At 70.7% G+C, this 12,646-nt stretch carries 13 protein-coding genes; 5 read left to right on the forward strand and 8 right to left on the reverse strand.

What is annotated here, in order from left to right; all coding sequences use genetic code 11:
- Window positions 1-26 precede the first annotated feature (26 nt).
- From I2501_RS30700 to I2501_RS30710, 3 genes are all read right to left on the reverse strand, one after another.
- Window positions 27-809 (reverse strand): GntR family transcriptional regulator, encoded by a 783-nt coding sequence (locus I2501_RS30700; protein ID WP_328806762.1) that lies wholly within the window; start codon window positions 807-809, stop codon window positions 27-29.
- The gene (locus I2501_RS30705; RefSeq protein WP_196197571.1) at window positions 806-1,642 is read right to left on the reverse strand and encodes a class E sortase; all 837 of its coding nucleotides are present in this window, start codon (window positions 1,640-1,642) and stop codon (window positions 806-808) included. The genes I2501_RS30700 and I2501_RS30705 overlap by 4 nt, the downstream gene beginning before the upstream one ends.
- A gap of 67 nt (window positions 1,643-1,709) precedes the next feature.
- Window positions 1,710-2,753, reverse strand: a complete 1,044-nt coding sequence (locus tag I2501_RS30710) for an adenosine deaminase (protein WP_196197572.1) — start codon at window positions 2,751-2,753, stop codon at window positions 1,710-1,712.
- A gap of 160 nt (window positions 2,754-2,913) precedes the next feature.
- Here I2501_RS30710 and I2501_RS30715 point away from each other — a divergent pair, with 160 nt between their 5' ends.
- The 4 genes from I2501_RS30715 to I2501_RS30730 are packed head-to-tail and all read left to right on the forward strand — an operon-like array spanning window position 2,914 to window position 5,881.
- Window positions 2,914-3,270 carry a hypothetical protein gene (locus tag I2501_RS30715; RefSeq protein WP_196197573.1) on the forward strand — a complete coding sequence of 119 codons (357 nt, stop codon included), beginning with the start codon at window positions 2,914-2,916 and terminating at the stop codon, window positions 3,268-3,270.
- Window positions 3,267-4,526, forward strand: coding sequence for a putative T7SS-secreted protein (locus tag I2501_RS30720; protein WP_196197574.1), 1,260 nt, complete (start codon window positions 3,267-3,269; stop codon window positions 4,524-4,526). The genes I2501_RS30715 and I2501_RS30720 overlap by 4 nt, the downstream gene beginning before the upstream one ends.
- Window positions 4,523-5,209, forward strand: coding sequence for a hypothetical protein (locus tag I2501_RS30725; RefSeq protein WP_196197575.1), 687 nt, complete (start codon window positions 4,523-4,525; stop codon window positions 5,207-5,209). Before I2501_RS30720 ends, I2501_RS30725 begins: the two co-directional genes overlap by 4 nt.
- Window positions 5,210-5,224: 15 nt before the next feature.
- Window positions 5,225-5,881 carry a Clp protease/crotonase-like domain-containing protein gene (locus I2501_RS30730; protein WP_196197576.1) on the forward strand — a complete coding sequence of 219 codons (657 nt, stop codon included), beginning with the start codon at window positions 5,225-5,227 and terminating at the stop codon, window positions 5,879-5,881.
- 19 nt (window positions 5,882-5,900) lie between these two features.
- On the opposite strand, the gene I2501_RS30735 is transcribed toward I2501_RS30730, so the two are convergent.
- A complete protein-coding gene (locus I2501_RS30735; RefSeq protein ID WP_196197577.1) occupies window positions 5,901-7,214 on the reverse strand; it encodes a DUF445 domain-containing protein in 1,314 nt (437 codons plus the stop codon).
- A 71-nt stretch (window positions 7,215-7,285) separates the two neighbouring features.
- Here I2501_RS30735 and I2501_RS30740 point away from each other — a divergent pair, with 71 nt between their 5' ends.
- On the forward strand, window positions 7,286-8,455 hold the full coding sequence (locus I2501_RS30740; protein WP_196197578.1) for an aminotransferase class V-fold PLP-dependent enzyme: 1,170 nt from the start codon (window positions 7,286-7,288) through the stop codon (window positions 8,453-8,455).
- A gap of 71 nt (window positions 8,456-8,526) precedes the next feature.
- Here the strand turns inward: I2501_RS30740 and I2501_RS30745 are convergent, their stop codons facing one another.
- From I2501_RS30745 to I2501_RS30760, 4 genes are all read right to left on the reverse strand, one after another.
- On the reverse strand, window positions 8,527-9,588 hold the full coding sequence (locus tag I2501_RS30745; RefSeq protein WP_196197579.1) for an LppU/SCO3897 family protein: 1,062 nt from the start codon (window positions 9,586-9,588) through the stop codon (window positions 8,527-8,529).
- Window positions 9,589-9,806: 218 nt separating this feature from the next.
- Entirely contained in the window at window positions 9,807-10,793 is a 987-nt protein-coding gene (locus tag I2501_RS30750) for an ABC transporter ATP-binding protein (protein ID WP_328806763.1), read from the reverse strand.
- A 36-nt stretch (window positions 10,794-10,829) separates the two neighbouring features.
- Window positions 10,830-11,681 (reverse strand): ABC transporter permease, encoded by an 852-nt coding sequence (locus I2501_RS30755; protein ID WP_236047598.1) that lies wholly within the window; start codon window positions 11,679-11,681, stop codon window positions 10,830-10,832.
- Window position 11,682: 1 nt separating this feature from the next.
- Window positions 11,683-12,492, reverse strand: a complete 810-nt coding sequence (locus tag I2501_RS30760; protein ID WP_196197580.1) for an ABC transporter permease — start codon at window positions 12,490-12,492, stop codon at window positions 11,683-11,685.
- Window positions 12,493-12,646 lie beyond the last annotated feature (154 nt).

The following is a 12,646-nucleotide window of genomic DNA, read 5'->3' on the forward strand; positions in this document are numbered from 1 at the left end:
CCGGAGAGCGGGGGCCTCAGCGCGGCTCAGCGCTCGGCCTTGAGCTCCGTCCAGAAGCTGAAGCGGTCGCCTCGGTAGAGCGTGCGGACCCGCTCGAACGGGCGGCCGTCCGGGTCCCAACTACGGCGGTGCAGCAGCAACATGGGCAGCGCCGGAGGCGTGCCGATCAGCAGCGCCTCGCGCGGGGTGGCCAGCACCGTCTCGATCCGCTCCTCACCCCCGCCGGAGAACAGACCGCCCGCCTCCTGCGCGTAGGCGTAGAAGGAGCCGTTCGGGTCGAAGTCCTGGTCCATCCGCGGCAGCAGCGCCGTCGGGGCGTAGGTCGACTCCAGGCCGACCCGCTCGTCGTCGACCAGCAGCACGCGCTCCAGATGCCAGACGAAGTCGCCGCGCTCGACGCCGAGTTCACGCGCCGCCTCGGCGTCGGCGGCGAACCGCTCCAGGCCGATCAGAGCACGTCCCGGCACGTGGCCGCGGCGGCGGACGCCCTCGGTGTAGCTGCCGAGCGAGAGCGGCTGCTCGATCTTGGGACCGGCGACGACGGTGCCGCGCCCCTGGCGGCGGACCCGGCCCTCCAGCAGCAGCTCGCGCAGGGCGAGCCGGAGCGTCTCGCGGGCCACGCCGTAGCGCTCGGCCAGCTCGCGCTCGGCGGGCAGCGTCGCTCCCTCACCCAACTCGGTCAGCAGATCCGACAGTTGGGCCTTGGCGAGGTAGTACTTGGGCATCCGACCGTGCTCCGGGATGCCGGCGCGGACGGGCGCGCCCGGGGAGTGCGGCAGGCGCGGGGCCTGCGAGGGTGGTGGGCTCACCCTCCCACGGTAGCCGGACGGGGTTGCTGCCCGACGAGATGGCCCCAGAGCACCATCCGGTAGAGCGAGGTGAACGCCGGGGTGCAGGTGGTCAGCGTGATGTAGTGGCCGGGCGTGCGGTAGCCGTACTGCGCGGAGGGGTGCACCGAGCTGTACGGCTCGGGCAGGATCACCGTGCCGTCGGACGCCTCGGTCTGCGGCAGGACCGAGTCGATCCGGTAGACGTAGTCCCAGCCCTGGACCTCGACGATGACGACGTCGCCCACGTGCACCTGGTCCAGGTAGCGGAACGGCTGCCCGTGGGTGTTGCGGTGCCCGGCCACCGCGAAGTTGCCGGGCTGGCCGGGCATGGCCGTGCCCGGGTAGTGGCCGATGTAGCCGTGGTTGAGCACCGCGTACTTGTCGACGCCCTCGGCGACCGGGAAGACCAGGCCGAGCACCGGGATCCGGATCACCGCGAAGGCGGGCAGGTCGCGGACCATGCTGTTGATGCCGTACCCGCTGCTGACCCAGCCGCCCGAGCCCGACCCGCCGGTCGCACCTCCCGCCAGGGCGGCCCCGCCGCGGGGCGAGGCGGAGGCAGTGCCGGACGGGCTCGGCGAGGCGGACCCGGACGCGACCCCGGACGGCGCCGCCGAGGCCTGGGCGTTGGCCTCCGCGTCCCACTGCTGCTCCAGCTGGGCGACCGTCTGCGCGGCGTTGGCGTCGGCGGTGTGGTTGGTCCACCACAGCTCGTAGGTGGCCAGCAGCACCAGCACCAGCCCGAAGGTGACGGCCAGTTCGCCGAAGAGGATGAGACCGCGGCGCAGTCCCCACAACCACCGCGGTCCCATGCGCACCCCCTCGAGCGAACCCTTGGTGCGTTTCCCGTGCCCCGTGCTTTCCTGACGGTGCGTCAGGCTACGCCTGGGCGCGCCAGGCCGCCAGATGCGTGTCGATGTCGTCCAGCAGTCGGGCCTTGCCGGCCTCGTCCTGGAACGAGGAGCGCACCGCCTGCCGGGCCAGCTCCGCGACCCCGGCCTCGTCCAGTCCGAGCAGGTCGGCGACCACCTCGTACTCGCGGTTGAGGTCGGTGCCGAACATCGGCGGGTCGTCGCTGTTGACGGTGACGACCAGCCCCGCGTCGACCATCTGCCGGATCGGGTGGTCCTCCATCCGCTCGACCACGCGGGTGGCGATGTTGGACGTCGGGCAGACCTCCAGCGGGATCCGGTGCTCGCCCAGGTAGTCGATGAGGGCCGGGTCCTTGACGGACTGCGTCCCGTGGCCGATGCGCTCCGCGCCCAGGTGGCGCAGGGCGTCCCAGACCGTCTCCGGTCCGGTGCTCTCGCCCGCGTGGGGGACGCTGTGCAGACCGGCCGCGCGGGCCCGGTCGAAGAACGGCTGGAACTGCGGCCGCGGCACGCCGATCTCCGGCCCGCCCAGCCCGAAGCTGACCAGCCCGTCCGGGCGCAGCCCGAGCGCCAGCTTCTCGGTCACCTCGGCGGACTCCAGCCCGGCCTCGCCGGGGATGTCGAAGCACCAGCGCAGCACGATCCCGAGATCGCGCTCGGCCGCGTGTCTGGCGTCCTCGATGGCCTCCATGAACGCCTCGCCCGGGATGCCGCGCTTGACGGAGCTGTAGGGAGTGACCGTCAGCTCGGCGTAGCGGATGTTCTGCCGGACCATGTCCTCGGCCACGCCGTAGGTCAGCGCCCGCACGTCCTCCGCGTCGCGGATCAGGTCCACCACGGAGAGGTAGACCTCGATGAAGTGCGCGAAGTCGGTGAACTCGAAGTACTCGGCCAGCGCCGCCGGGTCCGCGGGCACGTCGGTGCGCCCCTCGTACCGCGCGGCCAGCCCGGCCACGACATGCGGGGACGCCGAGCCGACATGGTGCACATGCAGCTCCGCCTTGGGCAGACCGGCGACGAACGCCCGCATCGACATGCTGCTTCCTTCCATTTCATGACTCATCCGCACCGGGCGGACAGACCGGTCACAGCCTCTCACGGGGTGGGATAGCGTGGCGGCGACACTGAAACGCTCCGGGCGCGGCCCGGATCGGGGGAACAGGGGAACAGTGGCGAACTTCTATCGGGTGGATCTCGACACCCTGGGGCGGATGACCTCCGCACTGCAGCAGGCCGGGGACCAGATGGACGCCGCGCTGCGCATGATGACCGGCGGCGCGGACGGCGACCAGATCGGCACGGACGAACTCAACCGGGCCACACAGGACTTCCAGAGCACCTGGCAGTACGGGCTGGGCCAGCTCAAGCAGAGCCTCAAGGACACCGACGACGGCCTCAAGCAGGCGAAGTCGGGCTACCAGCAGATGGAGGACGCGCTCAGCCAGGCGCTGAACCAGGTCAGCTCCCAGGAGGTGCAGCCGCTGGGCGCGCAGATCGACCAGCTGGCGCCCAACACCGGCGTCATGCAGCCGGGCGCGACTCCCGCCGCGGGGGGTGGTGCAAAGTGAGCGGCGTCCTCGTGGCGATGCACCAGGAATACCCGCACCTCGGCTTCAACCCGGTCCCCGGCGTCCCCGCCGACGTCGCGTCCGTCACGGCGGCGCTGACGCAGGCCACGTCGTCGCTCAAGGAGTCCGGCGCGCTGCTCGGCCAGGTCGAGCAGGCGGGCAGCGAACTGTGGCAGGGCCAGGCGGCCGACGCGTTCCGCGGGCACGTGGACAGCGAACTGACGAAGCGTCTGCAGACCGCCCAGACCTCCCTGGAGGCCGCGGTCACCGTCCTGACCGACTGGCACGGCGACCTGGTCGGCTTCAAGGACACCGCCGCCCAGCTCGACGCCGAGGCGGCGTCGGCGCAGGCGAAGGTGCAGCAGGCCAACGCCGAACTGAAGCAGGCCGAGGCCAACCCGAACCTCTCCCTGGTGGGCCGTGAGTACGCCAACCGGCAGATGCTGGAAGAGGCCCAGGCCGAGTACGACGCGGCCCAGCAGGCCCTGTCGCAGGCGACCTCGTCGGTCAACAACGCCGAGGAAGAGCTGCAGTCGATCCTCAAGCGCGCGCAGGAACTCTCCTCCGAGCACCAGGCGTTGTGCCACCGCTACGCCCAGCAGCTGGAACACGCGGCCCACGACCTGGCCCCGCACAAGCCGGGCATGTTCAGCCAGATGTGGAACGGCTTCACCAGCGGCCTGAGCGCGGTGGGCCACTGGGTCTCGTCCCACCTGGACCTGATCCACACGATCCTGTCCGACATCTCGGCGGTCGCCGGCCTGATCGCCCTCTGCACGCCCCCGCCGATCGACGTGGTGGCCGGTGCCATCGCCCTGACTGCTGGCGCGGGCGCGCTGGCGACGGACCTGGCGAACCCGAAGACCCGCGACGCGATCGGGGGACTGCTGACCGGGCACTTCACCAAGCAGAACCTCGAAGCAGGGCTGAGCGTGGCCACCGACGTGATCAGCGTCATCCCGGGAATCGGGGCGGCAGCCCGGATCACCAAGGGTGCGAAGGGACTGGAGGAGGGAGTCAAGCTCTCGTCGAAGTTCTCCGACATCGCCCATGACGCGATTCAGACCGCGAGCTTCACCGGCAAGCAGATGGCGAAGAACCCACTGGTGCAGAAGGTCGCCGCAAAGGTGACCACTGACAGCGCCGAACTCTTCGCGACGAAGGTGAACCAGGGCAAGAAGGCCGTCACCGAGATCTACAAGACCATCACGGGCTCGGGCGACTCTTCGAACAACAGCCAGGGAGCCACCGCGTGAGCCGCATCGACGCACTGCTGGGCGGCTCCCGCCCGGTCTCGGACGAGTCCCGGCAGATCTGGGTCAACCTTCCGGAGGGTTACACAGCCCTGCCGCTGACAGACGTAAGCGGCACCCTGGAGCGTGCGGCGGCAATTGTCGCCGAGTTCGCTCCGGAACCACTACGGGAGCTCGTGGCGCCTACAGCGGACCTGTTGGAGTTCCTGCTGCTCGAACTGAGCGAACGAGGAGCCAGCTACTGCGGGTTGGGGCAGCACATCTCCCCCGTGGACGGCACCCTGGTCAGTTCGACACTTGTCGTCTCGCTTCACTCCACCAACGCGAGCGGTGACCCGAAGCAGTTGCTCGGCGAGATGGCGAAGCGCGTCGACCCTGCGTCGTTGGAGGACGGCGACGCGGAGTTGGTCGACCTCCTCGGCAACCCGGTGCTCTTCCTCGAAGGAGTCCGCCGGCTGCCGATGCCCGAGAACGACGACCCTTCAGCGACCTCGCCCCTGTTCACGATGGAGGCGCTGGTCCCGTCCCCGGACGGGGACCTTCTCGCAGCGATCGAGTTCGCCACGCCTTTCCTCGACCAGGGCCCCCAATTCCGGGTGATGCTCGCCCAGTTCGCGGCTTCGGTCAGCTTCGAGGCACCACCCCCCGAGCCCGACACCAGCAGCATCCTGTCAGCGCTCGGCTAGATCTGGAGTTCTTGCATGCAGCAGTTCGTCTCGCCCAACACCCTCGACAACCCTGCGGTGCGCGCCGAGCTCGAAAAGCGCAAGACGTCGAAGCTGAAGGAGAAGCGCCGTTACGCGGAGGCCTACGAACTGCTGCTGCAGCACTGCCCCTGGCGGGAGTTCGGGTACCGGGTGGGTCGCTGGGACCGAGTCCCGACGATGGACTTCTGCGGGCTCCGACTCGTCGAGTGGGAGAAGACGGATGTGATGCAGCTGATCGACCTCGGCTCCGGGCGGGCGATCAGCGAGATGTATCTCGATCCTCAGCCGCTCCCCTTCGGGAGCAACGCGAAGCTGCCTCGGCCCTCCGGACGGGTCTGGCTGGCCGGGAGCCCGTTCTCCAAGGCGGTGTTGAGCCTGCACGGATCCGAGATCGGCCTCTGGCAGGCCACGGCACCGCACCTGCTGGTCGAGGACCCCGAGGAGCTGGCCCGCCATCTGCTCTCCGGCCAGGAGCGGCTGCCGCGCGAGCCCTACCAGCAGGTGGACCGTTACGGGCGGTCCACCTGGCTCGCGGACCGCCCCGAGAAGCCGCGTAAGAAGGACGGGTTCACCTGGCGGTTCCGGGACATCGACCGGACGGACATGCACAACATGCGCCAAGGCGGCAAGTGGCGCTGGGTGGGCCACTGACGGCTCATCAGGTCAGCCCTCACACCAGCACCGACACCGTGTGGATCAGCAGCCCCGCGATCGCGCCGACCACCGTGCCGTTGATGCGGATGAACTGCAGGTCGCGTCCCACGTTCGCCTCGATCTTGCGGGAGGCGTCGTTGGCGTCCCAGCCCGCGACCGTCTCGGAGATCAGCGAGGTGATCTCGCCGCGGTAGGTGTCGACGACGTACTCCGCCGCGTCCTCCAGCCAGCGGTCGACCTTGGCCTGCAGCCGCTCGTCGGCCGCCAGGCGCGCGCCGAAGCTGCGGATGCCGTTGCGCATGCGCACCCGGAGTTGGCTGTTCTCGTCCTCCGCCGCCTCCAGGACCATGCCGCGGACCGCGCTCCACGCCGACGCGATCAGGTCCTGGACCTCGGGGCGGGCCAGCAGGTCCGCCTTGGCGCGCTCGATCCGGCCGATGGTCTCCGGGTCGTCGCGCAGCTCCTCCGCGAAGTCGGAGAGGAAGCTGTCGACCGCGCCGCGCGCCGCATGGCCGGGGTCGTCGCGGACCTCGGTGGCGAAGCGCAGCAGCTCCTTGTAGACGCGGACACCGATCTGGTTGTCGATGAACTTGGGCGTCCAGCCCGGGGCCTCCTCGGAGATGGTCCGGACGACCTGCTCGCGGTGCTCGACCAGCCAGTCGTGGGCGCGGATCACGCACAGGTCGACCACCCCGCGGTGTCCGCCCTCCTCCACGATGCGCGCCAGCATCCTCCCGAGCGGCTGGGCGATCGGCTGGGCGGTGGCGCGGCGGGTGACCGCCTCGCCGACGACCGCCTGGACGTCCTCGTCCCGCAGCACCGCCAGCGCGCCCCGCAGCGCGGCCGAGGCCTCCCGGGTGACCTTCTCCGCGCTGCCGGGCGCGGACAGCCACTGCCCCACCCGCCTGCCGACGCCGAGCGCCGCGAGCCTGCCCCGGACCACCTCGACGGAGAGGAAGTTCTCCCCCACGAAGGTGCCGAGACTGACCCCGAAGGCGTCCTTCTTGGTCGGGATGATCGCGGTGTGCGGGATCGGCAGGCCGAGCGGATGCTTGAACAGCGCCGTCACGGCGAACCAGTCCGCCAGCGCGCCGACCATGCCCGCCTCGGCGGCGGCCTGGACGTAGCCGACCCACGAACCGGCCCCGGAACGCAGCGCCCAGGTGGTCACGATGTAGATCACCGTCGCCACCACCAGGAACCCCGTGGCGATGGTCTTCATCCGCCGAACGCCACGCCGTTTCACCTCGTCGGAGGCGGTGTAGCGCACCGCGCCCGCCCCGCCTGGCATACGGTCGGCTTGCGCGTCGGACGCGTCTTTCGGCTTCATCGGGAGCGTATCCACCCAGCAAGTGTCACCCGCCCGCCAGCAAAACGGTCGAACCGCCGGAGAGATCCACGATGTCGTCCAGCAGTTCCGTCACGCCGCCTCCCGGCGCCGCCCCCTCGACCGCCGGGCTCTCCGGCTACGGCGAGCATTTCGCGGAGCCGACCGGCTATCTCGACTTCGGCCGCTTCGGGCCGCCCTCCCGGGACGTGCTGGACACGACGCAGCGGCTGATGGAACAGAGCGCCCACGCCGGCTCGGACACCGTGGACGAGCTGATGCGGCAGGAGCTGCGCGCCCGTCAGGCGGCGGCGCGGCTGCTGGGCGGCGTCGACGTGGACGCGGTGGCGCTGCTGCCGAACGCGAGCACCGGCCTGTTCCACGCCGCGTTCGGGCTGCCGCACGGCACCGTTCTGGTCCCCGCCCGGGAGTTCCCGTCCAACGCCTACCCGTGGCTGCGTGCGGCTCGCCTGGGGCGGGTCCAGCCCGTCTCGCTGGAGCCGGACGGCTTCGGCCGGATCACGCCGGAGCTGGTCCGGCAGGCGCTGACGCCCGAGACGGTGGCCGTCTCGCTCTCCGCGGTGGACTACCGCACCGGCTACCGCGCCGACCTGGCCGGCATCCGCGAGGTGATCGGCCCGGACCGGCTGCTGATCGTCGACGCGATGCAGGGCATGGGTGTGGTCGACCTGCCCTGGTCAGCGGCGGACCTGCTGGTGACCGGCGGTCAGAAGTGGCTGCGCGCGGGCTGGGCGACGGGCTTCCTCTACGCCTCCGACCGCGCCCTGGAACGGCTCGAACCGACGCTGACCGGCTGGACGGGCGTGGTCGACGCGGGGGTCTTCGACAGCCAGGAGCACGCGGTCGCCCCGGGCGCCGGACGCTTCTCGCTCACCAACCTCAGCCCGATCACAGCGGGCGCGCTGGCCGCCGCGCTGGAGCTGGTCGAGCAGGCGGGCGTGGGCCGGATCCAGGCCCACATCGCCCAGCGCACGGCCGAGCTGATCGACACCGTCCGCAGCGCGGGCGGCGTCGTCCTCTCCCCCGAGGCGGAGCAGGAACGCGCGGGCATCGTCGCCTTCGCCATGCCGCGCACCCAGGCCCCGCTCGTCGGTGAGCACCTGGCCAAGCACGGCGTGGTGGTCACCACGCGCCCCGACCAACTCCGGTTCTCCGCGCACGCGTCCACGACCCTGGCCACCGTCGACCTGGTCCACCGGGCGCTCACGTCGTTGCCGGTCTGAGGCGGGCGCGGCAGAAACGCCGGTGGGGCGCCGCACGCGATCGTGCGACGCCCCACCGAGGTGATGAACTGTCAGGAGTAGTTCTTCAGGCAGAGAACGAAGTTGGCGCCGTACGACGTGTAGTTCTCCGTCGAGTCCGACGGGCACTGGGTCGTGTCCGTCGTGTTGTTGAGACGCTTCTCGACCTGGTAGAGGCCCGAGGCGCAGGGGACGATCGCCATGTCCGGGTTGGTGTTGGTCCCGTTGTTCTTGAGGCAGTCGCCGACCTGGGCGGCTCCGGCCGGGTCCGTGCCCGTGCCCGTCGACGGATCGGCGGTCGGGCTGTCCGTCGGACTGTCCGTCGGGTTGTCCGAGGCGGACACCGTCGGGGTGGTCACCGGCGGGGTGTAGGTGGTGTCGCTGTTGTTGCTGGCCGCCGCCGCGATCAGGAGGATCAGCAGCAGCAGGAACGACACGACCGGGACCAGGAAGCCCAGCGCCTGCGGGCGCTGCATCAGGGGCTTGCCGGGGTTCATCGGCGGGCCCGGCGGGTTGGGCGCGGGCTCGGGCAGGGCCTTGAGCTTGTTGTGGATCAGGAGGTTCCTGATCAAGGTGATCGGCGTGATGATCGACGAGCCGTAGCCCCACCAGCCCTGCACCAGCGTCTGACCGGACATGTCGCGGATCGCCGCCGTGCCACAGGTCTTGCAGAACGGGCCGGGCAGGCGCCGGAAGAACATGACCACGATCATGCCGCGATGGGCACGCACCGTGGCGTCGATCGCCGGGTAGCCACCGCAGAAGCGGCAGGTCAGTCCGTTCGGCGCCGGCGCGGCGGCGGCCCAGTCACCGGCCATCGGCTGCGCGCCGTACATCCCGCCGGGGTCCACTCCCGGCTGCGCGCCCGGCTGCGGGTAGCCGTACGCGGGCGGGGCCGGGGGCATCGGCGCTCCGCCCTGCTGCGGGAAGGGCGGCGCCTGCGGCGGCGCGGCCTGCTGCGCGTAGGGGTTGGCCTGCGCCGGGACCTGCTCCCCGTACGGGTTGGGCTGACCGTACGGATTCGGCTGCGCGTACTGGCCGGGCGGTGCGGACTGGTACGGGCCGGGCTGCCCGTACGGGTTGCCCGGGCCGGGCGGTTGCGGCGGAGTGGCCACGGAACTTTCCCCCATCGAACGGTCGATATCCGCGGGTCGCGATATCAGCTGACTCTCAAACATGCGGACTTTATCCGGTTCTTAGTGCCGCCGCAGGCCCCGCCCACCCGCTGGGGCCGAGTGCACAACATCTTCACTGCGCAGAAGGTTAGTTGTCGTGAAAACAAGGGTGGGCCTGTCGTCCGACCGGCCCACCCTCGCCGTCACCTCAGCCCGGGTCAGCCCGCGACCGGCTCCGCCGCCCCCTCTTCCTCGCCCGCGTACATCCGGGCGATCACGTCCTCGATCTCCGGCTCACGCACCGACAGGTCGCGCAGCTCGTAACGGCCGGCCAGGTCCGCGACCAGCGGAGCGGCGCTCGCCGCGGCCGGGAAGGCGAGCCACTGCCGGGCGCCCTCGACGCGCAGCACCCGCGTCCCCGGAAGCTCGATCGGCGGGACCTCGCGGTCGAGGTCGACGACGAGCGTGCGCTCGCTGCGGCCCTGGTCGTGGAGGCCGTCGAGGTCGCCGTCGTAGACGACCCGCCCGTGGTCGATCACCATCACGCGCGAGCACAACTGCTCGATGTCGGTGAGGTCGTGGGTGGTCAGCAGCACGGTCGTGCCCTGCTCCGCGTTGACCTGGGCCAGGAACTCGCGGACCCGGCGCTTGCTCACCACGTCCAGGCCGATGGTCGGTTCGTCGAGATAGAGCACCTCGGGCTGGTGCAGCAGAGCCGCCGCGATGTCGCCGCGCATCCGCTGGCCGAGCGAGAGCTGGCGCACGGGCACGTCCAACAGGTCGCCCAGCTCCAGCAGTTCGACGCAGCGGTCGAGGTTGCGCCGGTAGTCGGCGTCCGGGATCCGGTAGATGCGCCGGGCCAGTTCGTACGAGTCGCGCAGCGGCAGGTCCCACCACAGCGTGGTGCGCTGACCGAAGACGACGCCCATCCGCTGGGCCAGGCGCACGCGTTCGCGCATCGGGTCGGCGCCCGCGACCCGCAGCCGGCCGCTGCTGGGCAGCAGGATGCCGGTGAGCATCTTGATGGTGGTCGACTTCCCGGCGCCGTTCGGCCCGATGTATCCGACCATCTCACCGCGCCGGACCTGAAAGTCCAGCCCGGTCACCGCGTCCACCCGCACCTTGGTACGCCGGAACCGGCCCGCGCGACGGCGCAGGGTGAAGCTCTTGGTCACTCCCTCGACCTCGATCAGTACGTCGTTCACGAGAATTCCCTTCCAAGAGCGGCAACTGACGTTGAATCAACTTCCGGTGCTGCGGTAGGCGCGGACTCCCGCGCGCCACAGCAGCCCGGCGGCGACGGCGCTGAGCAGCGCGGCGATCGGCGAGGCGAAGCGGAACCACCCGGGCAGCCCCAACGGGTCGGGCCGGTCGAGCAGGTAGAGCGAGGGCAGCCAGTTGACGAAGGCCAACGGGACGCCGAAGACGGTGCCGCGGACCAGGTCCTTGGCGAAGACGGTCGGCGGGTACTGAAGCATCGTCATGCCGCCGTAGGTGAACGAGCTCTGGACCTCCGACGCGTCGGCCATGACGAACTGGAACGCCGCGCCGCCGACGAAGACCGAGCCGAAGATCACCGTTCCGCAGACCACCAGCGAGGCGAAGACCAGCACCTTGGCCGGGCTCCAGGCCAGGTCGAGGTGGACCAGCGACCAGGTGAGGACCGTGCCCGCCTGCGCGATCCGGCCGAGCCGCCGCAACGCGAACCGGTCCGCGGCCTGCTGTGCCAGCGCCGGGACAGGCCGGACCAGCGTGGTGTCCATGGAACCGTCGCGCACCCGCTCGCCGAGCGTGTCCATGCTGCCGACCAGCATGTCGGCCAGGCCAAGCGTCAGCCCGGAGGTGCCGTAGAGGAACGCGACCTGGGGCAGCGTCCAGCCGCCCAGTGCGCTGGTGTGCAGGAAGATCACGGCGATGACGACGAAGTCCATGCCGGACGCGGCCATGTTGCCGACCGTGGTCATCCAGAACGAGGCGGGGTACGCCAGGGCCGCACGCGTCCACATCGCGATGATCCAGCCGTAGCTGCGCACCGCGTGCCGGAGCTCGGTGGCGAACCCCGACGCCGGGCCCGATGTCCCGCCTGACGTCAGGTCAGCCACCCTGGACCACCACCTTCCGCACGGCGCGGGCCTGCACCACTCGCCCGACTCCGAGGAGCACGACGGCCCAGGCCGCCTGGACGCCGAGCGCCGCCAACGTCCCGACGGCGTCGTAGCGCTGGAGGAAGACGTCCGCGGGGACCTGGAAGAGCGAGACGAAGGGCAGCGCGCGGGCCAGCTCCTCCAGCGGCGCCGGGAAGAGGGTGATCGGCAGGAAGAAGCCGCCGAAGAAGTTGCAGGTCAGGTAGTAGATCATCTGTACTCCACGACCGTCGAGCAGCCAGAAGGCGGTCAGCGCGACCAGGAACCGCAACGCGTAACTGACCAGCAGCGCAAGGACGATGGAGACGGCGAAGGCCGCCCAGGTGGCGACCGTCGGCCCGAGGCCGCCCTGCGGCAGCCGCAGGTCGAAGCAGAGGCCGCCGACCAGCATCGGCACCACGCCGTTGGCGAGCAGTTGGTAGCCGCCCCGGCCCAGGTCGACCGCCAGCCACCAGGCCTGCTGGTCGACCGGGCGGAACAGGTCCACCGCGATGTCGCCCTTGGTGATCCGGGTCTGCAGGTCGTCCAGCACGCCCATGCCGCCCATGCAGAGGAAGGCGAACAGGGCCTGGCCCAGCCAGACGTAGGTGAGCGCCGCCGACAGGTCGTAGCCGCCGAGGTGGGGGCGGACCTGCCAGAGGGCGAGGTAGGTGTAGGCGAGGATGAAGCCGAAGACGGTGTTGGTGGTCACGCGCGCCCAGGTGGCGGCGCGGTAGGTGGAGTAGCGCCGGAAACCGCGTGCGCAGACTGCGGCGTACATCACACTCCTCTCTCAGCGGTTGAACTCAGCGGTCGGACGTCGGTCGGACCTCGGTCAGTGGCGTTCGGTGGCGTTCGGCCTGGTGGGCGCCGTGGACTGTCGCGTGCATGCCCGTCAAAAGTCGACATGTCGGCAGCTATGGCGAGAGGTGGTC

Origin of the sequence: Streptacidiphilus fuscans (assembly GCF_015690355.1) — a bacterium.
GTDB classification, from domain to species: domain Bacteria; phylum Actinomycetota; class Actinomycetes; order Streptomycetales; family Streptomycetaceae; genus Streptacidiphilus; species Streptacidiphilus fuscans.

Excerpts from the sequence above, each read along its gene's own strand:
- I2501_RS30705 (WP_196197571.1), bottom strand. The coding sequence starts at position 1,642 with ATGGGACCGCGGTGGTTGTGGGGACTGCGCCGCGGTCTCATCCTCTTC.
- I2501_RS30710 (WP_196197572.1), bottom strand. The coding sequence starts at position 2,753 with ATGGAAGGAAGCAGCATGTCGATGCGGGCGTTCGTCGCCGGTCTGCCC.
- I2501_RS30715 (WP_196197573.1), top strand. The coding sequence starts at position 2,914 with ATGACCTCCGCACTGCAGCAGGCCGGGGACCAGATGGACGCCGCGCTG.
- I2501_RS30730 (WP_196197576.1), top strand. The coding sequence starts at position 5,225 with ATGCAGCAGTTCGTCTCGCCCAACACCCTCGACAACCCTGCGGTGCGC.
- I2501_RS30735 (WP_196197577.1), bottom strand. The coding sequence starts at position 7,214 with ATGAAGCCGAAAGACGCGTCCGACGCGCAAGCCGACCGTATGCCAGGC.
- I2501_RS30740 (WP_196197578.1), top strand. The coding sequence starts at position 7,286 with ATGTCGTCCAGCAGTTCCGTCACGCCGCCTCCCGGCGCCGCCCCCTCG.
- I2501_RS30760 (WP_196197580.1), bottom strand. The coding sequence starts at position 12,492 with ATGTACGCCGCAGTCTGCGCACGCGGTTTCCGGCGCTACTCCACCTAC.